At 47.2% G+C, this 24,202-nt stretch carries 21 protein-coding genes; 13 read left to right on the plus strand and 8 right to left on the minus strand.

Going from position 1 to position 24,202, the window contains the following annotated elements; genetic code table 11:
- Positions 1-67: 67 nt before the first annotated feature.
- Positions 68-445 (minus strand): DUF488 domain-containing protein, encoded by a 378-nt coding sequence (locus tag Absy_RS05455; RefSeq protein WP_245614746.1) that lies wholly within the window; start codon positions 443-445, stop codon positions 68-70.
- A gap of 100 nt (positions 446-545) precedes the next feature.
- Positions 546-1,190 (minus strand): HPP family protein, encoded by a 645-nt coding sequence (locus Absy_RS05460; RefSeq protein ID WP_048853740.1) that lies wholly within the window; start codon positions 1,188-1,190, stop codon positions 546-548.
- Between the two features lie 133 nt (positions 1,191-1,323).
- Between Absy_RS05460 and Absy_RS05465 the strand changes: the two genes are divergently transcribed.
- The 10 genes from Absy_RS05465 (at position 1,324) to Absy_RS05510 (ending at position 11,734) form a co-directional block, all read left to right on the plus strand.
- The gene (locus tag Absy_RS05465) at positions 1,324-2,763 is read left to right on the plus strand and encodes an aminotransferase-like domain-containing protein (RefSeq protein ID WP_048853786.1); all 1,440 of its coding nucleotides are present in this window, start codon (positions 1,324-1,326) and stop codon (positions 2,761-2,763) included.
- Positions 2,764-3,099: 336 nt separating this feature from the next.
- Positions 3,100-3,582: an MSMEG_0572/Sll0783 family nitrogen starvation response protein gene (locus Absy_RS05470; RefSeq protein ID WP_048853741.1), complete on the plus strand. Its 483-nt coding sequence runs from the start codon at positions 3,100-3,102 to the stop codon at positions 3,580-3,582.
- Positions 3,583-3,606: 24 nt separating this feature from the next.
- Entirely contained in the window at positions 3,607-4,590 is a 984-nt protein-coding gene (locus Absy_RS05475; protein WP_048853742.1) for a Nit6803 family nitrilase, read from the plus strand.
- A complete protein-coding gene (locus Absy_RS05480) occupies positions 4,587-5,693 on the plus strand; it encodes an MSMEG_0568 family radical SAM protein (RefSeq protein ID WP_048853743.1) in 1,107 nt (368 codons plus the stop codon). The genes Absy_RS05475 and Absy_RS05480 overlap by 4 nt, the downstream gene beginning before the upstream one ends.
- On the plus strand, positions 5,693-6,256 hold the full coding sequence (locus Absy_RS05485) for an MSMEG_0567/Sll0786 family nitrogen starvation N-acetyltransferase (protein WP_048853744.1): 564 nt from the start codon (positions 5,693-5,695) through the stop codon (positions 6,254-6,256). Before Absy_RS05480 ends, Absy_RS05485 begins: the two co-directional genes overlap by 1 nt.
- Complete coding sequence (locus Absy_RS05490) at positions 6,253-7,227, plus strand: sll0787 family AIR synthase-like protein (RefSeq protein ID WP_245614750.1); 975 nt, start codon at positions 6,253-6,255, stop codon at positions 7,225-7,227. Before Absy_RS05485 ends, Absy_RS05490 begins: the two co-directional genes overlap by 4 nt.
- A complete protein-coding gene (locus Absy_RS05495) occupies positions 7,224-8,408 on the plus strand; it encodes an MSMEG_0565 family glycosyltransferase (protein ID WP_048853746.1) in 1,185 nt (394 codons plus the stop codon). Before Absy_RS05490 ends, Absy_RS05495 begins: the two co-directional genes overlap by 4 nt.
- Entirely contained in the window at positions 8,396-8,683 is a 288-nt protein-coding gene (locus Absy_RS05500) for an MSMEG_0570 family nitrogen starvation response protein (protein ID WP_048853787.1), read from the plus strand. The genes Absy_RS05495 and Absy_RS05500 overlap by 13 nt, the downstream gene beginning before the upstream one ends.
- Positions 8,684-8,699: 16 nt before the next feature.
- Positions 8,700-9,947 (plus strand): MSMEG_0569 family flavin-dependent oxidoreductase, encoded by a 1,248-nt coding sequence (locus Absy_RS05505; RefSeq protein WP_048853747.1) that lies wholly within the window; start codon positions 8,700-8,702, stop codon positions 9,945-9,947.
- A gap of 14 nt (positions 9,948-9,961) precedes the next feature.
- Positions 9,962-11,734, plus strand: a complete 1,773-nt coding sequence (locus Absy_RS05510) for an AMP-binding protein (protein WP_048853748.1) — start codon at positions 9,962-9,964, stop codon at positions 11,732-11,734.
- A gap of 119 nt (positions 11,735-11,853) precedes the next feature.
- On the opposite strand, the gene Absy_RS05515 is transcribed toward Absy_RS05510, so the two are convergent.
- A complete protein-coding gene (locus Absy_RS05515) occupies positions 11,854-13,161 on the minus strand; it encodes an aspartate aminotransferase family protein (protein WP_048853749.1) in 1,308 nt (435 codons plus the stop codon).
- Between the two features lie 109 nt (positions 13,162-13,270).
- Between Absy_RS05515 and Absy_RS05520 the strand changes: the two genes are divergently transcribed.
- Positions 13,271-14,128 carry a LysR family transcriptional regulator gene (locus Absy_RS05520; protein WP_095351793.1) on the plus strand — a complete coding sequence of 286 codons (858 nt, stop codon included), beginning with the start codon at positions 13,271-13,273 and terminating at the stop codon, positions 14,126-14,128.
- 59 nt (positions 14,129-14,187) lie between these two features.
- On the opposite strand, the gene Absy_RS05525 is transcribed toward Absy_RS05520, so the two are convergent.
- Entirely contained in the window at positions 14,188-15,654 is a 1,467-nt protein-coding gene (locus Absy_RS05525; protein ID WP_048853788.1) for a catalase, read from the minus strand.
- A gap of 209 nt (positions 15,655-15,863) precedes the next feature.
- Here Absy_RS05525 and glsA point away from each other — a divergent pair, with 209 nt between their 5' ends.
- Positions 15,864-16,925, plus strand: coding sequence for a glutaminase A (gene glsA / locus Absy_RS05530; RefSeq protein WP_052945710.1), 1,062 nt, complete (start codon positions 15,864-15,866; stop codon positions 16,923-16,925).
- Positions 16,926-17,215: 290 nt separating this feature from the next.
- On the opposite strand, the gene Absy_RS05535 is transcribed toward glsA, so the two are convergent.
- The 3 genes from Absy_RS05535 to Absy_RS05545 all read right to left on the minus strand — a co-directional run bounded on the left by Absy_RS05535 (position 17,216) and on the right by Absy_RS05545 (position 20,894).
- Entirely contained in the window at positions 17,216-18,838 is a 1,623-nt protein-coding gene (locus tag Absy_RS05535) for an ABC-F family ATP-binding cassette domain-containing protein (protein ID WP_048853790.1), read from the minus strand.
- Between the two features lie 219 nt (positions 18,839-19,057).
- The gene (locus Absy_RS05540; protein WP_048853751.1) at positions 19,058-19,870 is read right to left on the minus strand and encodes a family 1 encapsulin nanocompartment shell protein; all 813 of its coding nucleotides are present in this window, start codon (positions 19,868-19,870) and stop codon (positions 19,058-19,060) included.
- A gap of 1 nt (position 19,871) precedes the next feature.
- Positions 19,872-20,894, minus strand: a complete 1,023-nt coding sequence (locus Absy_RS05545) for a Dyp-type peroxidase (protein WP_048853752.1) — start codon at positions 20,892-20,894, stop codon at positions 19,872-19,874.
- 370 nt (positions 20,895-21,264) lie between these two features.
- On the opposite strand from Absy_RS05545, the gene Absy_RS05550 reads away from it, so the two are divergent.
- Positions 21,265-23,676, plus strand: coding sequence for a recombinase (locus Absy_RS05550; RefSeq protein ID WP_048853753.1), 2,412 nt, complete (start codon positions 21,265-21,267; stop codon positions 23,674-23,676).
- Positions 23,677-23,695: 19 nt separating this feature from the next.
- Here the strand turns inward: Absy_RS05550 and Absy_RS05555 are convergent, their stop codons facing one another.
- On the minus strand, positions 23,696-24,196 hold the full coding sequence (locus Absy_RS05555) for a lipocalin-like domain-containing protein (RefSeq protein WP_084596921.1): 501 nt from the start codon (positions 24,194-24,196) through the stop codon (positions 23,696-23,698).
- Positions 24,197-24,202 lie beyond the last annotated feature (6 nt).

Here is a 24,202-nt window from a genome sequence, read left to right on the forward strand (position 1 = left end):
GCGTAGCCACAAGGCGCGCCCGCTTTGCTCATGTAAATGGTCTCATTACATGATTGGTTTTTGCTATTTATTTTTTAGAAAGTGTATCTGTTAGAAATTTTTGTAATACAAGAGCATGGTTGCACAGTGGGTTCCGAGCAGCATATAATAATGTGACCTTATGTTGACTTGCGATCTCTATGAGACGAGATAAATCTGCATTTCCGTGTAATAATTCATGGCGATAATTGATCTGGAATTCATCCCAATGTGCAGGATCATGCGCGAACCAGTGCCTCAATTCCGGACTGGGAGCCACGTTTTTTAGCCAGTAGTCCATCTTTACATCACTTTTATGGAGTCCACGAGGCCATAGTCTATCAACAAGAATGCGAATACCATCTGTAACGTCATATGGATCGTAAACGCGTTTGATCACTATATCTGGTAATTTGGACATCGTCATAATACACCCTTTAATGGATAAAATACGATTGATAATTGATGTGCCCGACTGTGGGAGTTTTTCTCAGAACATCATGATGTTTTATCGAACATAAGATGTATTATTTATGACTCTTTTTTCTCATGGTTGCAACTTCTTCCGCTAGATTGAGAAGGAGTGTTAGGTCTCGTTCGTCCACATCAAGCGGATCAGGCATTTTTTGGTGAGCTATATGAATATCTTCCCGTGTAAAATGCCCCGTTGATGTGGTTGGTAGAGTGGTTGGGCTGCCAATATGTGGATAACGGTGCCCTGTACAGCGGTGGTAGAGAACTGCCGCACCTGTTAACGCAGCCGCATTGAATGCAACGGGAAAAAATGGAAAAGCAAGACCTGTTATTAAGTCATGGCTTGCTGGATGTAGAAGTGTCGCCATAAGGGCTGTAGCACCGCCGGGCGGATGCAGTGAACGTGTAAGAGACATAACCATAATAGCGAGGCAAACTGATAATCCACATGCAAATGGAAGTGGAATACCAGTGAACAGAGAGACACTCACACCAATTATGGCAGAGAGCATATTGCCCAGAATGATAGCTCTTGGTGTTGCCAAAGGGCTGGCAGGCACAGCAAACGCAAGAACGGCGGAGGCTCCCATGGGAGCCACAATTGCGATGTGATCGAAGTCTAATAACGATGAACCCGTTATATAAACAACAACAATCCCAAACAATGCTCCTACCGCAGCCCGCAGCGAGACTATCATAAAGTGCAACCTTCTTGTTGGTATATGAGGATGTTTTTGTGTGGCAAAGCTCAATTAGATAGCATTATTCATCCATATTGTATGAAAAAGAATGACACTCTCCACGTGGCCATAAGATTATTGTATGGTTGCAATGGCGGGAATATTTAAATTTGTATGGAGACGCCTTGTGCCGCAACGTAATTATCTTGCGCAGTGGAAAGACGAGATCAGTCGCAGCCCTAATGCTATTTATCTGACACTGGCGGATTCACTGGCCCTTTCCATTCGGAAAGGAGATTTACAGGAAGGAGATAAACTTCCACCACAGCGGATTATTGCGGACTATCTTGGCACAAACCTTACGACCGTGACCCGCGCTTTTACCGAGGCCAGACGCCGCGGCCTGATTGATGCTACTGTGGGTCGTGGTACATTCGTGCGCGTTGGTGCAGGGGAAAGCCATTGGCGGCATACTGGGCCAGCAGTTGTTGACCTGACCATGAACCTGCCGCCCATTCCACAGGATCCTCCGCTACAGAGACTTATACAGAATGATATAACAACCATTCTAAAGCAACAGGATTTGAACAGCCTTATGTCTTACCGGGTGACTGGTGGCACATTGGAAGAGCGTCAACTGGGTGCAAAATGGATTGCCCCTGTGATTGGTCAGCGGCGTACTGACGAGGTTCTTGTCTCTCCTGGTACACAAAGTGCGCTGGCTGCGATTGTGAGCACACACACCCAACCAGGCGATATTATAGTTACAGACCGCATCGCCTACCCAGGTATTCGTACCATTGCCGCGCAGTTTGGACTTATCCTTGTCGGTGTAGAGAGTGATGGGGAGGGTATGATACCCGATCAACTCGATCGGATTTGTGCGGAGCACCACCCGCGATTACTTTATTGTATTCCAACCATTCATAACCCAACAACAGCGACCATGTCGTTACAACGACGCAAGGATATTCTGGCTGTCGCACACCGGTACCACCTGCATATTGCCGAAGATGACCCCTATAGCCTGCTTATGGACAACCCTCTGCCAGCCTTGGCTGCTTTAGATCATAGCCGTGTGAGTTATGTGGCAACACTTGCAAAAACACTTAGCCCTGGTCTGCGCACCGCGTATGTAGCACTGCCTAATGCAGACATGACACGAAGAGTTGCTGCGGCCATACGAGCGATTGCACTGACCAATGCTGGTTTGCTGAGTGCGCTAACAGCCCGATGGATGCAGACCGGGCAAGCCCACATAATTTTACAGGCAATTCGGAAGGAGTTACGCCTGCGCCAGGCCATTGCCCGTAAGGTTTTGGGGGAAGGGCACTGTATGAATGCAGATGGCCCACATGTGTGGTTAAAGCTGCCAGAGTGGTGGGGAAGTGCAGATTTTGTTGCGTATGCACGCAGGCGAGGTCTTGCGCTGGTTCCAAGTAATGTTTTTACCATCAGTGGCGAACCGCCTCAGCGGGCGAGAATTGCGCTTGGCAGTGCGCCTGATGCGACAAGTCTGGAGGAATCCCTACAAGGGGTAATGTCGATCTTGCAGCACAAACGTTCACCCGGTTTTGCAGATATTGTGTGATCAGATTCCAGCGTTTGGAATCGTCTTTGCTCTCTTTTTTAGCCAGAAGAAAACTCTTGCGGGCAAAACAAAAAGAGTCAGCGTTCACAAAAGCGCGATCTCAAAGTCTTTGCAAAACAGCCAATTATGGGATTTTCTAGTGATTGTCTGACCTTCATATCGATATTGTATGGTTGTGTTGGTGTAAGATAATGGTTTTGTGAATGTTTTGTTTTTTTTGTACCACTTGAGTTTAGCATACAATATTTGGCCTCTCTCTTATCCCATGTCACCTTTGCTTCGGTAACAGATTTACTTCGGCATCAGCCGGAAGCCACAGCACATGGGAGAGATACTATGCCGGAAGTCACACATGCTCCGCATAAAGATGGCGACTGCTTCGTTAATTATGAAAATAAGGTTTTTGAAGATGTCAAAGCTGAAGCTGGTGAAAAAGCCCTTATTACCTTCCACACCGTTGCTAACGAAGGTTCCGTTGGATTTGTAAATCTTCTGCAAGCAACACGTTTAATCCGCAAGGGGTTTGAAACATCCGTACTGTTGTATGGACCAGGTGTAACTCTGGGAGTGCAGCGTGGTTTTCCGCGTCTTGGTGATGAAGCATTTCCGGGGCATATGAACTGTAACAAACAGATTGCTAAAATTCTTGAAGAAGGAGGTAAGGTTTACGCCTGTCGTTTTGCACTGCAAGCGCTTTACGGTTATGGCGAACATAATCTGATCCCCGGTATTACACCAATCAATCCGCAGGACGTGCTGGATATTATCCTGCTTGCACGGCGAGATAACGCATTCATTCTCAATACTTGGACTCTCTAAAATTTAAAGGGGAGGACCGCCGGTATGTCTCGCATTGTTCGCGCTGCGGCTATTCAAATCAGTCCTGTTTTGGATGATGATGGTCTGGGTACTGCACGAAAAGTCTGTAAGGCTATTTATGAAGCCGCTGAAAAAAGTGTGAAGCTGGCGGTTTTTCCTGAAACTTTTGTACCATATTACCCCTATTTTTCCTTTATCCAGCCTGCATTTCGTTTTGGTGCAGAACATCTCAAACTTTACGAGCGGGCAGTTACTATACCGGGCCCGGTCACAGATATGGTTGCGGAAGCTGCACGAGAGACAGATATGGTTGTTGTGCTTGGTGTTAACGAGCGCGACTATGGCACGTTGTACAACACGCAAATTATCTTTGATTCTACGGGAGAGATACTTCTCAAGCGTCGCAAAATTACTCCAACATACCACGAACGCATGGTTTGGGGGCAGGGTGATGGTTCTGGCCTGACAGTTGTTGAAAGCGCTGCTGGCCGCATTGGGGCGTTGGCCTGCTGGGAGCACTACAACCCTCTGGCGCGTTACGCATTGATGACACAGCATGAGGAAATCCACTGTGCGCAGTTCCCTGGCTCTCTTGTAGGCCAGATCTTTGCCGATCAGATGGAAGTCACCATTCGTCATCATGCCTTGGAATCTGGCTGTTTTGTTGTGAATGCCACAGGATGGTTGACAGAAGAGCAGATTAAAAAAATTGCATATGACCCTGCGCTGGAAGGACCATTACGTGGGGGGTGCTTTACAGCCATTGTCTCGCCCGAAGGTAAATTGTTGGCTACACCGCTGACGGAAGGTGAAGGCATGGTCATTGCAGACCTTGATTTTACTCTTATTACCAAGCGCAAACGGATGATGGACTCAGTCGGGCATTATGCACGACCTGAATTATTGAGCCTGCTCCATAACCGGCAGCCCGCCATACCTGTGCATTACACGGATGAACCAGAACTGGAATCGCGCATTCGTCCGGTTGTGAGCCGGGGGGAGCCATGACTATTCCAACACTTGGCACACTTTCGGGCCGCAAACTTATTACTGACCTGCAGTCTTTTGGTTTGCAAATTGATGAGGGTGCATCTGGTATTTCCCGCAAGGGGGGGGCTGGCCCTTCTGACCATAAGACAATTACCATTGCTGGCCACACCATTATGGTGCCTGTTTATACTTCTGGTGCGCGTAGCTCTCCTTTTCAGGCGAGCCCGCCAGATACGAGTGGTGCCAGTATCTTGCTGCGTGATGGCCAAAATCTGGGATTAATCCAGTTTCCTGCTGCCCCGCGTTTTTATGGTCTCAGCACGGCAGACGGCGTTCCCTATTGGAAAATTGCGTTGCTGCATGGACGTGATACGTTGGCGACCACAGTGCACCAGACCTGCATCCGTTATGCTGACAGAAGGACATCCTGCCAGTTTTGCGCAATCGGTCAATCGTTGGAAGCCGACCGTACGATTGCCTACAAAACACCTGCACAGCTTGCTGAAGTTGCCAAAGCTGCAGTCGAGCTGGATGGCGTGCGAGATATGGTGTTAACAACCGGCACGCCTAATGTGGTTGATAGAGGGGCAGCTGTGCTGACGGCCTCGGCCCAAGCGATCCGTGCCGCAGTCAAATTACCGCTTCAGGTACAGTGCGAACCACCACGTGATCATGAGTGGTTTGAGCGCCTGCGTGATGCGGGAGCGGACAGTCTGGGAATGCATCTCGAAGCAGCAACACAAGCCGTGCGTGAAAGGATTATGCCCGGCAAAGCTACAGTCAGTGTTGAGCGTTACATGGCTGCTTTTGCCAGTGCCGTGCCGATATTTGGGCGCGGGCAGGTCAATACGTATATTCTTGCCGGTCTGGGGGATAGTGCGCAGGACATTCTTGCCTTGGCAGAACGCCTGATAGTGCTGGGCGTTTATCCTTTTGTAGTGCCTTTTGTGCCTATTTCAGGAACACCTTTGGAAAATCATGCCCCTCCTTCATCCGATTTTATGAAATCGGTTCTGGCTCCTCTGGGGCGGATGCTGCGTGAAGCAAATATGAAGTCTACCGATATACGGGCAGGATGTGGCCGATGTGGAGCCTGCTCCTCGCTCTCGGTCTATGAGTGATGCTTACAATGTTTGATAGCATACAAAACCGGCTTTTTGCTCCCATGGAATTTGTAGTGGGCATTGCCCGTACACCATGGGAACGCCATGCTTACCATAGGTTGCGTCAGCAAGTTTTCTGCAACGAACAGCAGATTTTTATGGATGATGATTATGATGAGGTCGATCTGACCGCCATTCCTATCATTGCAACTTGCTACATGGCGGGAATGCCGGATCAAATTGTAGGTGCAGTGCGTATTCATGAAAGCGTACCCGGTATCTGGCATGGTTCTCGTCTGGCGGTTCATGCCGAACACCGCAAACTAGGTCGAATTGGAGCCGAGCTTATTCGTATGGCTGTAAGCACAGCTCACGGACTGGGAGCCAGACAGTTCTTTGCGCAAGTGCAGGAACAGAATGTATTGTTCTTTCGACGCTTGCATTGGAAGAGCCTTGGGGTAACGACCTTGCACGGCTTGCTGCACCACAATATGGAGGCTGATCTTTCCCGCTATCCGGCACATGGTCGTGACCAGACTTGGTTGCTCCGACCGCAGCCTTGCCCCCGGCAGGTGGCATAATGACGCGCAAACTGACCTCATTGTTGCGAGCACTCCGGAATAGTCGTGCTTTTGTAGGAAAGCAGGATATTGCCTATGCTGCGACCATTCTTGGTCAGGCTGGTCAAAAATCCATTCGTCTAGGTGATGATTGCGCGGCCATCCCGGATGGGGATGGTTATCTTCTGCTGGCCAGTGAAGGATTCCAGGATAGTTTTGTTCGCGCTATGCCCTGGTTTGCAGGATATTGCGGCGTAATGGTCAATGTTAGCGATATTGCAGCCATGGGTGGCCGGCCGGTGGCTGTGGTAGATGCGTTGTGGAGCGATACATCAGAGGCGGCGGCAACTATTCTCACAGGCCTTAACGATGGCGCACAAACCTATAATGTGCCAGTCGTGGGCGGGCACACCAATATACGCAGTAGCCATAATTCACTGTCAGTTGCCATCTTGGGGCGTGCCAAACGCTTACTGACCAGCTTTGATGCCAAATCGGACGAAATGCTGATTGCTGCCATTGATCTGCGGGGGCATTGGCATGATCCGCATCCATTCTGGGATGCCAGTTCAAGCCATCGTGGATCTGATGGCAGAAATCGTTTGAGGGCAGACCTCGAAGTGCTGCCAAGTATAGCAGATGATGGATTAAGCCATTCTGCCAAGGACATTAGCATGGCAGGATTATTGGGTACGGCTCTTATGCTGTCTGAATGTTCTGGCATAGGCATGACCATTGCACTGGAAAACATTCCTCGCCCGGCCAATGCGCCAATGGAACGTTGGCTGGCCGCATTTCCCAGTTATGGTTTTTTGCTAACGACTCAGTCTGAAAATGCTGGGGCAATTATGGCGCGGTTTCATGAGCGTGGCATAGCTGCAGCTATCATTGGTCAATGCAATAGTACACAGCGCCTGACTGTAACATGGGAAGGTGAACAGGAGGTTTTCTGGAATCTCGCAAACGTGCCGTTCATGGGGGTGGGGTCTTGAGATTCTCCATTGGCATTTTAGTCCATTCGACAAATCCACGTGGAGGCGTTGTGCATGGTATGGCATTGGCCGAGGCTCTATGTGATGCTGGACATAATGCTACTTTGATCGCTCCCGATATAACGGGGAATGGTTTTTACCGCTTGCCGCGTTGTGCAACCCGCTACATTCCGGCAAAGCCGGAGGCAGACTTACCCCAATTAGTGGAACGACGTATTGTCGAGATCACAAATGCACTGCGGCATAATGCGCCATTTGATGTGTTGCATGCTCAGGATCCGATGAGTGCGAATGCATTAGCCAATTTGGTGCAGGAAGGTCGGCTACGAGGGTTTGCCAGAACGGTTCACCATCTGGATTGTTTCTCTCATCCAGATGTTGCTGCCCGTCAAACACGAGGGTTTATGGCAGCGGCAGAGGTTTTTACTGTAAGTGGACTTTGGCAGGACGCTTTATTTTCCAAATATGGACTTAAAACATCCGTTGTCGGTAATGGAGTTGATCTGGCAAGATTTTCTCCAAAACCTGAATTCTCTGACCATACGCTTCGTGCACGTTATAATCTACCAGCTAAAGTGCGCTTTATCCTGTCGGTTGGTGGTGTAGAACGTCGTAAAAATACTCTTTTGTTATTAAAAGCTTTTGAGGTTCTGCATAAGAATTATCCAGATGTACATCTTGTTATAGCTGGAGGTGCATCCCTGCTGGATCACTCGGAATATCGTAGGTTGTGCGAAGCGCAGATTCAAAGCAGTAATTTGGCTAAAGCCGTAACTATAACAGGTACAGTTGCGGATGATGATATGCCTGCATTCTACCGTCAGGCCTCCGTGCTTGCGTATCCATCACAAACAGAAGGTTTTGGCTTATGTCCATTAGAGGCATTGGCTTGTGGAACCCCAGTGGTCGTGCCGGATATAGCTCCGTTTACAGAGCATTTCCGCTCCAATGAGGTGTTCTGGTGCCAGCCGGAATCTTCGGAAACCCTTGTTTATGCGTTGCGTGAGGCCCTGATTGCCGGTTGTTTAGAGCATTTTCGGGTTAGTGGCCCCGCAACGGCTTGCCGTTTCGATTGGCACCGCGTTGCCAGTCGTCACCTCCATGCTTACCAGCGCCTGGCATCATTGCCACCGGCTGCTGGTGCACCTGATTCAGGAGTTTTGCAGCAATGCCTGAAATGACATTTCGCGTGCGTTGGCCGGATGGAAAAGAGAGTGACTGTTACTCTCCATCTCTGGTTATACGGGAGCACTTTACACCAGGTCAGACTTATTCAGTCAGTGATTTCCTTCAAAAATCTGCGGTTGCACTAACAGAAGCCAGTGAACGTGTTCGTGCACAATATGGCTTTCCATGCAGTCGTGCTCTGGGGCAGTTGCAGGCCATTCGGCAGACTGGTGCTCAGTTTCATGCTCTTTCTGACGCGAAAGTAAGTATTCTGTCCTTTAAATTTTGAAACGAAAAGAACAACCATGTCACAAAGCGAAAAAAGCATCCCTGTTATAATCGTGGGAGGGGGGCAGGCTGGCTTATCCATGAGCTGGTATCTTTGCCGTGAGCAGGTGGAACATATTGTTTTTGAGGCAAAAACAGCCTGTCATTCATGGGAAGATGAAAGGTGGGATAATTTTTGTCTGGTAACACCCAACTGGCAATGCAAACTGCCAGGCCATCCTTACAAAGGGAATGATCCGAACGGCTTTATGGTGAAGCAGGAAATTATCGATTACGTGCAGGAATTTGTTACCTCATTTAATCCGCCTTTGCACGAAAATACAGTGGTTACCTCAATTACCCGCCATGAAGATGGTGGTTACCGCGTGGTAGCTAACGGAGCACTTTGGCATGCAAAACATGTAGTTATTGCATCAGGTGCATATCAAGATGCAGTAATCCCCGGTTATGCCAGTGCAATTGATCCCTCCATTTTCCAGATCCATTCACAGGATTACCGCAATGTCTCACAGTTACCTCAAGGTGCGGTACTGGTTGTGGGGAGCGGGCAATCTGGTGCGCAGATTGTGGAAGATATATTCCTTGAAAAGCGTAAAGTTCACCTTTGCGTTGGATCTGCACCTCGTGTCTCACGCTTTTATCGTGGTCGCGATGTGGTGGACTGGCTTGCAGATATGAATTTTTATGATCTGACCGTGGACAAACATCCATTACGGGATGGTGCGCGTGACAAGACCAACCATTACGTTACAGGTCGTAACGGCGGTCATGACCTCGATTTGAGGTTGTTCGCCAAGGAAGGTGTTGGTCTGCATGGCACACTGGAGACAATCCGTGATGAAGTGGCGCATTTTAGGCCAGATTTGAAGGAAAACCTTGATGATGCAGATAAAACCAATGCAGACATCAAAAAATCTATTGATGCCTACATTACACGCGAAGGCATTATAGCTCCAACTGAAATGCCGTATGTTCCCATGTGGGAACCAAACGGGAACAATACTCCGCTGGATCTAAAAGCTGCTGGAATCACGTCAATTATCTGGTGTATCGGTTTTCGTCCCGATTACCGGTGGATTGATGTGCCGGTTTTTAACGGAGCCAATAAGCCTGTCTGGCATCGGGGAGTAACAGATGCTCCGGGCTTCTACTTTCTGGGCTTGCCATGGTTGCATACATGGGGATCGGGACGGTTTTCTGGTGTGTCCCGTGATGCCGCATGGCTTACCAGCCAGATCACTGGCAGAAATGTTCCTGTAGCCTGAGCGGAGAAAGACCGGTGCTTCCATGGACAACTTACGAGGATATGTACAATGCAGCTCGACACCAGCCGGAGCAATTCTGGCTGGACGCAGCGCAACGCATAACATGGAAGCGCGAACCAGAAATTGCGAGCAGAAAGCGGGAAGATGGTTGGTATGACTGGTTTTCCGGTGCGACGCTTAATACCTGTTACAATGCCGTGGACCGACACGTTGAAAACGAACGTGGTGAACAACCAGCTCTCATCTGGCATTCCTCTGCGGCTAACGCATGTCAAATTGTTACTTACCGGGAATTGCAGGGCAGGGTGGCCGGATTTGCCGGAGGTTTGCAATCGCTAGGAGTGGAAAAAGGAGATCGTGTTCTAATTGCCATGCCGACCATGGTGGAAACGGTTATTGCCATGTTGGCTTGTGCACGGATTGGGGCAATACATGTGGTCGTTTTTGCTGGCTACGCTGGACCTGAACTTGCGCATAGAATTGATGATGTCACACCTAAGGTTATCATATTCGCAAGTTATTATTTTCAGAATCTAAAGCAGATTTCCTCATTGCCTGTTTTAAATGCTGCATTGGCGCAAGCGGCACATAAACCTGATGCTTGTATCATTGTACATCGTAGCAAAGACTCTACACCATTTTCCCCTTCCGTGACCTACGATTTTCACATGCTGGAGCAATCCTCTCCAGCCACGCCACTTGTGCTCCGTGCGGAAGATCCTCTTTATATTTTGCATACATCGGGAACGACTGGTAACCCCAAAGGGATTGTGCGCGATAATGGTGGCCATGCTGTAGCAATGGCTTTGTCCATGGAATTAATTTACGGCTGCCAGCCAGGCGATATTTTTTTTACAACGTCCGATTTAGGCTGGGTTGTCGGGCATTCCTATGGTGTTTACGCCCCTCTGATCAGCGGTTGCACAAGTATCCTTATTGAAGGCGGCGCATCCCCTTCAACCATTCACGGATTGTGCGATAAGCACAAGGTGCAATGCCTTTTTACAACGCCCACTCAGTTACGACTCATACGGCAGGAAAGTCGCAACCTGTCACACTTACATTTGGCTTCCCCGGCTAAAGTTTTTGTTGCTGGAGAATATGCAGAACCGACCTTACTGGATTGGGCGCGGTCCTATTTTCAGCGACCTGTGGTAAATCATTGGTGGCAGACGGAAACAGGATGGAGCATTACTGCTCATTTTTTTGGGTTGCCTGAAGCCGAACCTGCTGCCCTGATGAACGACATAGGACGCCCAGCACCGGGATTTGATATGTTTATTGTTCCATCCATACCGGATGAAGAATGCGGCGAGATTCGGCTATCATTACCGTTACCGCCGGGATGCCTGGCTGGTGTGTGGAAGAATGAAACTAGTCACATCCCAACGTCTTATCTTGATGGGAGAGGTCAACACTATCGGACGTTTGATGAAGGCATGATTGATCAAAGGTATGCTTTGCATATGTTAGGTCGCTCCGATGATGTTATTAAAGTTTCCGGGCGACGGATTTCTGCTGTGCAGATTGAAAAAATTATTGCTGCACACCCGACTGTGGCTGTCTGTGCAGTAATTTCAGTACCAGATGCTTTAAGAGGACATCGGCCTGTTGCATATGTGGTTCCTGTAAATGATATAGAAAATATACCCTCTTCTCAGGAAATTATTGCTCAAGTCAGCCACGATCTGGGTAAATGGACTGGATTAAGAGAGGTTCATTTTGTAAATTATTTACCAATGACAGTGTCTGGAAAAATAAAACGGCGAGATTTGTCCATCTGTTAATTCATGGAGGTTGGAGAAATATAATTGAATATATAAGGAATATTACAAGAGAAACAGTGAGATCCCGAAGAATGATTTTACGGATATTTCAGACTTTCAGGATCTCTATTTATTATTGATTATCTCTTGTAAGTTTTTTCTATGGCTTTTCCTAAGAGATTAATACCAAGGTCTATTTCCTCTTCACTGACTGTAAGAGGGGGAGCAATGCGGAAAACTCCCCCCATTCCGGGGAGTTGTACTACATTCATGCTTAAACCAAGGTTCATGCACTCACGCGTTATGGCTTCTCCCCGATCATTATCTGCTTCTTTTGAGGCACGATCCTTAACAATTTCTATACCGAGCAGCAGACCACGCCCACGGATGTCTCCAATACATTCGTAACGTTGTTGCAAAGATTGAAGTCCAGCCTCCAGGCGTTCCCCCATAATCCGAGCCCGCTCAACAAGCCTGTCTCGTTTAACAATTTCAAGAACTTTAAGCCCAACAGCAGCAGGAAGTGGATCTGATACATGCGTAGTATAAAATAAATACCCGCGTTCATGCGCTTTCTCTTCAATTTCTGCACTGGTAATTGTTGCCGCTAATGGCAGTCCAGCGCCCAGCGTTTTGGATAGTGTAAGAATATCTGGAACTACGCCATCCCGCTCAAACGCGTACATTAAGCCGGTTCGACCTACGCCAGTCTGCGCTTCATCAAGGATCAGAAGCATTTCTCGCTCATGGCACTTCTGCTTGAGTGCTGCCAAATACCCTATAGGGAGGTCAATAATACCACCTGAACTTAAGATAGGTTCGGCAATAAAGGCGGCCAGATTGCCTGTTGATTGCCGGTCTACCAAATCAAAAGCATAATCTAGTTCTGCCGCCCAATCATAAACGCCATTTTTTTCAAAACGAGGGCGATAGGGGAAGGGGGTCGGTATGGCGAATGACCCAACTGCGGAAGGACCCACGCCTTTGCGACCGGCACTGTAAGTGGCAGAAGCGGCAGCCCCTGTCATGCCATGCCAGGATTGAGCAAAACTTACGACTTCATATTTGCCCGTGACCAATTTGGCCATGCGGATCGCGGCTTCGTTCGATTCAGCTCCAGTACTTAAAAATATAGCTTTATCAAGTCCTTTAGGTAGTGTTGCAGTCAAGGCTGCCGCCAGATCGACCACTGGACGAGACAACATGCCACTGAAAAGATGGTCAAGATTACGGCTATATTCTGCAATAACGTGAGAAATATCGGGGTGGCAATGCCCTAGAACAGCACTCATTTGTCCCGACGTAAAATCGAGTATGGGGCGTCCATCGGCATCATAAATAAAACTTCCTTTTGCACGTTCGATAATAAGATTTTCAAATTTTCCGCCATAGCGAATAAGATGCTGGCGTGCATTGTTCCAGAAATGTGGTTCATGATTTTTGGTCATACGATTGCAACCCCGTACTGCGCATTGTCAAACAATCAGAACGGTATCGCATTGACCATATTCAGTGTAGCGAATATATTTAATTAGAGATATCAATGGAGATGATACCTTGGTCGGCACCCTAGACATTGATATTTTAAGATCTTTTACCGTTATTGCTGATATAGGCTCATTCAGTCGGGCAGCTAGCAGACTTGCAAAAACGCAGTCTGCTCTCAGTATGCAGATAAAGCGGCTTGAAGAGTTAACCGGTCACACTCTACTGCATCGTGGAGGTCGAGGTGTCACTTTGACTTCTCAAGGCGAAAAGTTGATTGGTTATGCGCGTGATATTTTAAGAATTCATGATCAGGCTTTCATGGATCTTTCCGGGCGAGGGTTGAGTGGCAGTTTAAAATTTGGTTGTCCGGATGATTATGCCGTCTGTTTTTTACCTCAATTAGTGGGGGAGTTTACGCAACTGCATCCTTCGGTATTTATAGAAATTTTTTGTGGGACTACACAGCAACTTCATCAGAAATTGCGGCGAAACGAAATTGATCTTGCTTTGGTTTCTGTGGAAGACAAGGCCCGGCAGGATGTGCTGAGAACAGAACACTTGGTGTGGGTCGGCCAGCCACGCTCTCCCATATGGGATACTTCCCCTCTTCCTTTGGCGTTGAGTGAAAAAGATACATTTGACCATAAAGCCGCTATTAAAAGCCTAGAGTGTTTGAAGCGTCCTTATCGTCTTGTTTACGCGAGTGGATCACTTGCTGGTTTGATTGCTGTCGTCCGATCTGGCCATGCTATTGCTGTTCTTACGAAATGTGCAGTTCCGGAAGATATTCAGGAATTACCAAAAGAGGCGGGGTTGCCAGATCTCCCCACGTTAGGAATAACTCTAGCCTTCTCTGAAGGGAATAAAGATCCGCTTGTTGAAAAATTTGCATCTCATATAGAGAAAACACTCCCTAATATTATATAAAAATCAGGCATGGTGTAATAATACCATGCCTGTCTCATAGAGTATATGACAGATGGAAATTAAGAACGTTTAGCTAAAACATTCTCCCGAACACGTTGACCTATGGTCTCATCAATGTTTGTCCAATATTCAAATACTCGAGAAAGAACTGGTTCTTCAACGCCCTGCAGAATATGACCGACTATATTACTAACTAATCGGTCGCGTGCTGTATCATCCATAACACGATTGATTAACGTGTTTGCCTGACTAAAATCGTCGTCATCAGAACGTAGTGTATAAGCTGCACGCACAAACTCTCCATCCGCTTCCCATACAGCATTTTCTGGGAAATGTTTGAAATCAGCTACAGGGCCTCCCTTGGAGTTTGGTACGTAAACTGGGTCATGTGCATCCTGAATGCGCATTGTACCGCCTTTAATATAACCATGGACAGGACAGCGAGGTGCATTAACCGGAATTTGTTTATAATTGACGCCAAGACGAGCCCGATGGGCATCCGCGTAAGCAAATGACCGCCCTAAAAGCATCTTATCGGGCGACAGTCCAGTTCCGGGAACAAAGTTATTCGGTTCGAATGCAAGTTGCTCGATTTGGGAATGAAAGTCTGTTGGATTGCGATTAAGGGTAAGTTTGCCCACGTCGATGAGTGGGTATTCTTTATGAGGCCATACCTTAGTGAGGTCGAACGGATTGATGCGATATGTCTTGGCATCCTCATAAGGCATGATCTGCATTTTGAGTGTCCAACTGGGGTAATCACCTTGCTTGATCGCCAGATATAAATCGCGCCGATGGTAGTCGGCATCAGCGCCAGCAATTTGCCCCGCTTGCTCCTGAGTTAAGCATTGAATGCCTTGATCGGTTTTAAAATGATATTTAACCCAGAATTTTTCCCCTTTGGTATTAACCCACATGTAAGTATGGCTGGAAAAACCATCCATATGGCGCCAACTTGCTGGAATACCGCGATCCCCCATTAACCAGGTGACCTGATGTGCTGTTTCAGGGCTAAGAGTCCAGAAATCCCACTGCATATCGTTGTCACGCAACCCGTTATCGACACGACGTTTCTGAGAATGGATGAAATGCTGAAATTTTAATGGATCGCGCACAAAGAAGATCGGTGTATTATTACCGACCATATCAAAATTACCTTGATCTGTATAAAATTTTAATGCAAATCCACGCGGGTCTCGCCATGTATCCGGGCTTCCAGCTTCACCAGCCACGGTCGAGAACCGAGCAATAACGTCAGTTTTTGTGCCAGGTTGAAGAAAATTGGCGCACGTATAACGGCTAACGTCGTGAGTTACCTCAAACACGCCAAAAGCACCGCTACCTTTTGCATGAGGTTGACGATCTGGAATCATTTCACGGTTAAATGCGGCCATTTGTTCAATAAGATAATGGTCCTGTAGCAAAATTGGTCCATTAGCACCGACTGTAAGTGAATGTTCGTCATTAGAAACAGGAATACCAGATTCTGTGGTGTGTATCTTAGTTTTTGAATCATCAACAGTCATAATAAGTTCCTCCACATAATGTTTTTGTTGCTGAGATTTAAACGCATTAGATACATAGAGTGTTCATCTGAGTTTCATCACTTTTTCGAATCACATATTTTTTACATTTATTGAGTATTTATTATGCAGAACAAAAAAAGAATATCTTTTATAAATTTTTATTGTCTATTATATCATAATAATTCGAGTATTTTACAAAGGAGAAGGCTATGAAAAAGAAGATATTTTCCAAAATATGTATATTTATAGTACTTTTAAATGTCTTGTTTATCTATATTGGGAAAAATGTTTTCGCTCGAGAAAGTTCATCTCAACTATCGTCATCCACTATTCAGGAAACTATTAATCAGGCGTATGAAAAATTTAAACCCGTTATGGATGGAGAAAATGCAAGTTACATACCATACTTAAAAAAAGCAGATGGAAAGCTTTATGGAATTTCTATTGTTACTGTAGATGGTCGAGTATTTAAGGCTGGAGATGCAGAATATAAATTTCCTATAGAATCTATTTCCAAAGTTTTTACCTTGTCTCAAGTGTTATATAAGAGTGGAGCAGAGTCTGTTCTGCATAAAATTGGTGTTAACGCAACAGGCTTGCCTTTTAATTCTGTTTTGGCAATCGAGCTTAATCAAGACAAAATAAGCGGTAGCCTACCTCCCGGCAATCCGTTGGTAAACGCAGGAGCAATTGCAACGGCTAGTTTGGTTGCTGGTCAAACATTAGATGCCAAATGGCAGAGCATAATTGATACAGCATCTTCTTTTGCAGGCCACACTTTACACATCAATAATGATGTTTATCGATCAGAAATGGACAGTAATCAACACAATCAAGCAATAGCAATGCTATTGCAAAGTTATGGACACCTTTACGCAAATCCAACAGAAACAGTCGATCTTTACACACGCGAGTGTTCTTATGATGTTGATGCTGTTGACCTTGCCACCATGGGTGGAACATTGGCAAATGGAGGCACAAACCCGCGCACACACACAGTTGTGGTCGACCCGGCAACAAGCGCACGTGTGCTGGCTGTTATGGCGACTGCGGGATTATATAACACATCTGGAGAATGGCTTTTTAAAGTTGGGTTGCCCGGAAAAAGTGGGGTAGGTGGGGGAATACTTGCCGTTGTTCCTGGGAAATTTTCTATAGGAGTTTATTCTTCTCGGCTTGATAACGCTGGTAACAGTGTGAGAGGGCAGCAAGCTGTGCAGTTTATATCTGAAGCGTTGAAGGTAAATATTTTTTCTTCAGAAGCAAGGTAATATAATCTAATTTTTACAGATTAAATCTTACTGCATCATTTAATGAGTTTACAATTGAGTGATGCGGTAAAAATAAAATATTTTAGAATTCTGAAACGCTAGCCAACTAGATGCTGGTATGTAGTTGGCTAGAATAAACAGAATAGTATCATAAACATCTCGTTGTATTTGTGGAGAATCTCTAGATCATAGTTGTAAAATTCATAGGCGAGTTTTTAAAAATACAGCCACCGATCTGCAATCCGTGGCTGTGCATTATGCTTTCTATTTGATTGAGGAAGAAGACGTATTTATTCGTGCAACCCTGGCGCTTCTCGTCCGGTCCGAGCGACATACTCAGTATAACCACCATCATAACGATGCAGACCTTGTGGTGTGAGTTCCAGAACACGGTTGGATAATGCAGCCAGAAAGTGTCGATCGTGAGAAACAAACAGCATTGTACCATCGTAGTCTGCTAATGCGGAGATCAGCATTTCCTTAGTGGCAATATCCAAATGGTTGGTTGGTTCGTCCAACACCAAAAAATTAGGGGGATCAAACAACATTAATGCCATAACAAGACGTGCTTTTTCTCCTCCGGATAAAACCTGGCAGTTTTTATCAACATCATCTCCAGAAAAGCCAAATCCGCCAGCAAGTGAGCGTAAAGCTCCTTGACCCGCAAGTGGGAAAGTATCGGTCAATGTTTCAAATACAGTGCGATCACCATCCAACAAATCCATGGCATGCTGGGCAAAGTAGCCCATTTTAACACTGCCTCCCAAGGTTACGGTTCCTGCATCCGGTTGGATGGAGCCTGTAACCAATTTGAGGAGTGTTGATTTACCTGCGCCATTAACACCAAGAACACAGCATCGTTCCTGGCGCCTGATCAGAAGATCGAGCCCTTGATAAATGATTCGGTTCCCGTAATTTTTATCTACGCCTCGCAGATTAACCACAGCATCTCCCGATCGGGGAGCCTGCGGGAATGTGAAAGAAAGAGCCTGTCGGCGTTTGGGAGGTTCAACCCGATCTATCTTATCCAGTTTTTTAACGCGACTTTGCACCTGCGCAGCATGGGAAGCACGCGCTTTAAATCGTTCAATAAATGCGACTTCCTTGGCCAGCATAGCTTGTTGTCGGTCAAATTGAGCCTGCTGATGTTTTTCATTCAGAGCACGTTGCTGTTCATAGAATTCATAATCACCAGTAAAACTGGTCAGACTGCCGCCGTCAATTTCAATAACTTTATTAATAATCCGGTTCATAAAAGCGCGGTCATGGGAGGTCATGAGCAATGCGCCATCATAACCTGCCAGGAACTGTTCAAGCCAGATCAAACTTTCCAGATCCAGGTGGTTGCTTGGTTCATCAAGCAACATCACATCAGGTTTCATCAACAGAATACGGGCTAGCGCAACACGCATTTTCCAGCCACCGGACAGCCGCCCTACATCGCCGTCCATCATTTCCTGACTAAACCCCAAACCGTGCAGTACCTCACGTGCGCGTCCATCCAGTGCATATCCGCCCAATTCTTCAAAACGGGCCTGCACTTCGCCAAACTGCTCTAGTATGGCATCCAGTTCATTCAATCGCTCTGGATCAGCCATTGCGGATTCAAGCTTGGCCAGTTCTGCGCCAACTTCAGCCACTGGACCAGCGCCGTCCATGACCTCCGCGACAGCGCTGCGACCTGCCATTTCCCCGACATCCTGATTAAAAAAGCCGATCGTTATCCCTCGGTCAGTTAAAACAAGACCTTCATCTGGTTCTTCCTGCCCAGTGATCAAACGGAACAACGTGGTTTTACCTGCACCATTCGGTCCGACTAATCCAATTTTTTCACCCTTTTGTAAGGCCGCAGATGCCTCGATAAAGATCACACGGTGACCATTATATTTGCTGATATTGTCGAGACGGATCATGGAACCTCGGGAAAACATATCGGAGAAAAGACGAACAGCCTTATTGCGCACCATCAGTCGTTCGTAAACTACTGCAGACGGCACACAATAAAGCTGCGGGAGATTGGAAGCCGCTGAAGAGGATCAAAATTCTGCCCCCAAGTGGCAGAAGCCGTTTTGGGGGGAGCTGGCAGAGCTATATGCCTCTTCAACAATAAATCAGATTAAACTGCCAGATACTTACGATTTGGTGGCAATATTCTCAAGAGTTACCGTGGCTTCGCTCGTTAGAACCCGGAACACAAAGCTTTCCTGTAGATAAAGTTCAACAGTTTCTGCCGTGTGATTTAGATAGCCAATGGATATATCCTGACCGATATCGAGAACAAAATCTCCACCGCGCATAGAAACAACAAAAGCACCTTCGAGTGCTGGAGCCCAGATAATCTTACCGTCAATCATACTTTCAATATGCTTGCACACTGGGTATCCATCATCGTCTCCGCTGCTGACAGCCAGATGGGCCTGCGCACCCAGCACTACGGAGTAAGGACCGTTAACACCTGCCAGACGCAATGCGTTAAGAGCTTCAGCAATGGCGTGTGGGTAATCTTTAGCTTGTGCTGGCAATTTAAGATGCGGGTTGGATGTGCCTTTGCGCATACCGCAAATACCCGCAGATTCAAAACCATCGAATATGGCGTGATCTTCGGCAAACGCAATTTTCTTTGCTGCATCTTTGACTGTCTGCCAGTCGGAATCAAGGGCGCCACGCTCTACTGCGTCAATTTCTTCGCGTGATAACGTAAAGGGAACCCGCAATTCTACCAATGGCAGGACTTCACGCTGCATAGCCAGCACGCCGTTATCTGATGCAGCAATTTTTTTACCACGTCCTGTGCCAACGCCAGCAAAGCTGGTGCCTTTGGGTTCTGGTGTATCAACCACGCGACGACCAGCAAGATGGCGGCGAATGGTGCGGGAAGCTTCTTCCTCAATTTGAACCCATGCTTCAGCAGAAATAGGGGCGAGGTGTTTATGCAGATTGTTCATATCAAACGTCCTTATATTTGAGTGATCCAATGCCGAGAGAACCATCTTCTGGTTCGTTTGATTGCAAAGGGGAAGGTGGGGGAGAGTCGTTTAATGTGGCCATATCTGGCGCACTATCAAGGAATTCAGCCGTTGGGATAAAATAGAGCGAGCCAGTAACAGCAGTACTTACGTCCAAGATCCTATCGTAATTACCCGGCGGCTTACCAATAAACATATTCTGGAGCATTTGCTCTATACGAGACGGAGAGCGGGCATAACCAATAAAGTAAGTGCCAAACTCTCCCTTACCTATAGTGCCAAAAGGCATGTTTTCACGCACAATCTGAAGCTGTTCGCCGTTTTCTTCAATATTGGTGAGTACATTATGTGCGTAGCTCGGCTTTGCCGCTTCAGGTAATTCTATATCCGAGACCTTTTTGCGACCAATAATATGTTCCTGCACTTCGGTCGGAATGGCATCCCATTTTTTTAAGTCATGTAAATACTTTTGAACAATCACATAACTCCCGCCTGCAAAGGAAGGATCTTCGTCGCCGATCACCGTCGCATTCATGGCTACCTGACCAGATGGGTTTTCGGTGCCATCTACAAAGCCAAGCAGGTCGCGGGCATCGAAATATTTAAATCCATGTACTTCGTCCACAACATGCGCGGCTCCTTCAAGCCGCCCTACAAGCGCTGTTGCGAGTTCAAAGCAAAGGTCCATTTGCGTTGCCCGGATATGGAATAGCAAATCACCCGCAGTAGATGGAGCGTGGTGAACACCATTAATCTCAGGGAATGGATGAAGATCTTTGGGCCGAGGCATACCAAAAATCTGGTCCCATGCCTTGGAGCCAATACCTGTTATGCAACTAAGCTGACCATCTGATACCCGAAAACCAACACCTCGAACAAGGGAAGATATATCGCCAAACAGGTCCAGAACTTGCGGAGTAAAAGAGGGGTCATCACTCAGACTCAACACAAGGAATACAGCGGCCTGTGTCAGTTTTGGATCAACAAGTTGTGGTGTAGACAACGGACTTAAGCTCCCGGCAATGACGCACTGGACAATAATGCTCTACCATAAGCCCATGTTCGGTCATGACAAGGTGTGATGTTGGAGAGGCCTCATGCCAGCATAATGAGTAAGGTCGTTATAACTCCCCCTCTTTCTCTGGCGCTTTTCAGGAACACATTAATCAGCGTACACAGATGCGAATCGCTCTCAAAAAAATATTTGAAGGAGCATAGGCAGGAAAGTCCTACCTTAAGCATTGCACATAAAATGCGCATACCATTTTTTGCGTGCAAAACACTATATATGGTGCAATTGTTTTAATTGATACACAATATGACCGATATTCCTTCTATCTGCTGATGGGGTAACAACATGATGGAGCCAGAGCATGGGTAGGCAATTTCCACCAGTTAGCATACTGGCTAAGCGCCAGACTGTTGCCCGGTACCCGTTTGAAGGAGCCTTCGGCACACAGCCACTTAAGGCGCGTTCGCTTGACCGTGGCATGGGGGAGGCTGTTGGACGGCGAACAGTTTTTCGTCCTTCAGATCATGAAGATTTTGGGAAAGTTGCGAACCGTGTTGCCGCAGGAAACACGGCATTGCTCCCCAATGTAGATGACCGGGAAACGACACAACTGCGCAATGCTATTGCAACCGGTGCTTTGTTAACATCTGGGCGTCACCTGCAGCATGGAGATCCATCGCAGCCTGAGCGAAACATGGAAGTGTTTACCAACTGTGCGACGGCTATCTGCTCCTTTGCCAAATTTTACCTTCTTCTTAATGGATCTGGCGTAGGACGAGCTTATGATGATGAATTATGCATTATAGACTGGGCACAAGCACCCAATTTGCATTTTGTTCTGGATAATACACATCCCGATTACCCGCATGATCGGTCCAGTCTGCTGCGCTTTGGATTGGAAATGCAGATTGTGCCCTGGAATACAACGCTGGCCACGTTTGATGTGACAATGGCTACGCAGGTCGAGCAGTTTTTAAACAATGTTGTCTTACCTGAAAAACCAAATCGGCCAGAAATTATTGTTCACGAGATTGAAGATAGTAGGGAAGGGTGGGCCAAGGCGGTTGAAACAATAGAATCCATGGCTTTTGAAGGAAGTTCTGAGCGCGCTCTTGTTTTGGACTTTAGTCGCATACGTTGCGCAGGTAGCCCTATTGCTGGAATGCAGGGACGCCCGGCTTCGGGACCTATTTCTCTTTTGCGGGGGTTATTGAATATCCGCACACATGTGATTGAACCAGCAAAGCGTAAGCAGATGCCTCGTTGGGAGCAGGCGTTACGGGTTGACCACTATCTGTCTGTAGAAGTGCAGGTAGGGGGCGCAAGGCGTGCAGCACGTATGGCTACTAAATCCTGGCAGGATGTAGACGTTTTGTTGTTTATTCGGAGCAAAGAAGAAGGGGGACTGTGGACCGCCAACCATTCTGTCATGGTTGATCAGCAGTTCTGGCAGTTTGTTAACAATCCAAGCATAGAAACACCTTTGGCAGACCATGCAAGAACAGTTTTTGCAGAAGCAACACGCTGCGCATGGATTAATGGCGAGCCCGGCTTTATTAATGGTGACAAGTTAGAGGATAGCCGCATAGGCAGTGCTCGGCGCAAGCCTGTGTATCAGGATGGACGGGATTTTCGCTCCAAGCGTTATCAGGCAAGTCTGGCATCAAAATTACTGGCGGAACTAGCTGCTTGCGCTGCCAAGGCGCGTTTTCCGGTTACAACCAATCCTTGTGGAGAAATTACGCTCCATGTTACGGGAGGATACTGCGTTATTGGAGATTTTGCGCCGTTATTGGCATGCCCTCTCCCATTAAATGAAGTTATTCCCGGTCAGTTAACGCATGATCATGCCGCGGTGTGGGACGCCCGTATCCGGGATTCCGTACGGCTTGGTGTGCGCTTTTTGTTGCGTGCCAATGGAATGGATGCTTTGTACGCACAGGAAGTTGCGCGGACTAATCGTATTGGTATTGGCCCCACGGGTCTGCATGAATGGGCTTGGTTACGTTTTGGGTTAACTTTTACGGACTTACTGGACGAACAACGCTCTGTTCATTTTTGGCAAGCTGTCAGCGAGTTATCTCGTATTGCTAAGACCGAAGCGAATGCCTACGCACAAGAAATAGGGGCGACACAACCTATTACAGTCACCACAATAAAACCTGCGGGTACCACTTCCAAACTGTTCGGATTGACCGAAGGAGCACATTTGCCTGCCAGACGCCAATATCTGCGTTGGGTTCAGTTTAAAGGCGCAAGGTCCGAAAGTGGTGGGTGGGAAGTTGGCACAGACCCTTTGCTACCCAGTTATGAACGTAAGGGATATCCTGTAAAATCCTTACGGAGTTTTCCTGGAATGAGCATTGTTGGTTTTCCAACGGTACCACTTATTCAACGTCTTGGTACGGGAGACCGTATTGTAACCGCGCCTGAAGCAACGCCAGAAGAGCAGTATTGCTGGCTTGGTTTGCTGGAAAAATACTGGATTGGAACCGAGCAGGGGAACCAGGTTTCTTACACCCTTAAGATATACACTGATCGTTATGAATTAGAAAATTTTCGGGCTATTGTAGCCTGCCATCAACCCAATGTGCGGTGTTGTGCTGTTTTACCCAGTCGCTCAGATGCTGAGCTTGGATATGAATATCTACCAGAAGAGGAAATCTCTGCTGGTAGATTTGCCGCCATTACAGCCAATATTAAAGACGATAATGTGCCTGAGGTTGTGGACTGGGCTCACCTGCAATGTGCAAGTGGTGTCTGCCCAGTTTAATATCTAATCTCAAGCTGGGTTAAGCGGCATTGCCTGCACGGCGGAAGCGAATAATGCTACGTGACAGGCGACCCGCTGCCCAATTTGGCATTTTGCGCCATGGTGTTACAACATCTGCATATTGCCCGTTTATTATAACGGTTCTCCGTTGCTCCGTACCAACCCACTCTGGAGCCCATGCGGTTTGCACGCTGGTAATCCACTGATCGCCTTCAACACGATAGCGCCCAATATAAGCGACAAGTGTTTTCATTAATTGGGCTCGATCTGCATCAGTGGTGGCTGCGAGACGATTACTACCTTCCAGATTAAATGCCACCCAACCATCGGGAGTAAAAACCACTCGTCCACGTGGTGCTGGTCCCATAGGATTAATAAAAGCCCCGGTTTCTTTTTCTTCCACCTTGTAGGACACAAGCTCCCATGTGCCGATAAGGCTCTGTCTTAGAGCTTCATCTCTGTGGGGGGCCGGGGCATCGTAATCATCCATAATCCGTGGGGCGACTGCTTGGACTGGCATTGTCTC

The organism is Acetobacter syzygii, from assembly GCF_000964225.1.
Classification (GTDB): Bacteria; Pseudomonadota; Alphaproteobacteria; order Acetobacterales; family Acetobacteraceae; genus Acetobacter; species Acetobacter syzygii.

Bases quoted from the DNA above. Each gene is read 5' to 3' on its own strand.
- Absy_RS05535 (WP_048853790.1), bottom strand. From the start codon at position 18,838: ATGATCCGTCTCGACAATATCAGCAAATATAATGGTCACCGTGTGATC.
- Absy_RS05455 (WP_245614746.1), bottom strand. From the start codon at position 445: ATGACGATGTCCAAATTACCAGATATAGTGATCAAACGCGTTTACGAT.
- Absy_RS05475 (WP_048853742.1), top strand. From the start codon at position 3,607: ATGTCTCGCATTGTTCGCGCTGCGGCTATTCAAATCAGTCCTGTTTTG.
- Absy_RS05540 (WP_048853751.1), bottom strand. From the start codon at position 19,870: ATGAACAATCTGCATAAACACCTCGCCCCTATTTCTGCTGAAGCATGG.
- Absy_RS05515 (WP_048853749.1), bottom strand. From the start codon at position 13,161: ATGACCAAAAATCATGAACCACATTTCTGGAACAATGCACGCCAGCAT.
- Absy_RS05505 (WP_048853747.1), top strand. From the start codon at position 8,700: ATGTCACAAAGCGAAAAAAGCATCCCTGTTATAATCGTGGGAGGGGGG.
- glsA (WP_052945710.1), top strand. From the start codon at position 15,864: ATGAAAAAGAAGATATTTTCCAAAATATGTATATTTATAGTACTTTTA.
- Absy_RS05500 (WP_048853787.1), top strand. From the start codon at position 8,396: ATGCCTGAAATGACATTTCGCGTGCGTTGGCCGGATGGAAAAGAGAGT.
- Absy_RS05460 (WP_048853740.1), bottom strand. From the start codon at position 1,190: ATGATAGTCTCGCTGCGGGCTGCGGTAGGAGCATTGTTTGGGATTGTT.
- Absy_RS05485 (WP_048853744.1), top strand. From the start codon at position 5,693: ATGCTTACAATGTTTGATAGCATACAAAACCGGCTTTTTGCTCCCATG.
- Absy_RS05480 (WP_048853743.1), top strand. From the start codon at position 4,587: ATGACTATTCCAACACTTGGCACACTTTCGGGCCGCAAACTTATTACT.
- Absy_RS05555 (WP_084596921.1), bottom strand. From the start codon at position 24,196: ATGCCAGTCCAAGCAGTCGCCCCACGGATTATGGATGATTACGATGCC.
- Absy_RS05550 (WP_048853753.1), top strand. From the start codon at position 21,265: ATGGGTAGGCAATTTCCACCAGTTAGCATACTGGCTAAGCGCCAGACT.
- Absy_RS05465 (WP_048853786.1), top strand. From the start codon at position 1,324: ATGGCGGGAATATTTAAATTTGTATGGAGACGCCTTGTGCCGCAACGT.
- Absy_RS05470 (WP_048853741.1), top strand. From the start codon at position 3,100: ATGCCGGAAGTCACACATGCTCCGCATAAAGATGGCGACTGCTTCGTT.
- Absy_RS05525 (WP_048853788.1), bottom strand. From the start codon at position 15,654: ATGACTGTTGATGATTCAAAAACTAAGATACACACCACAGAATCTGGT.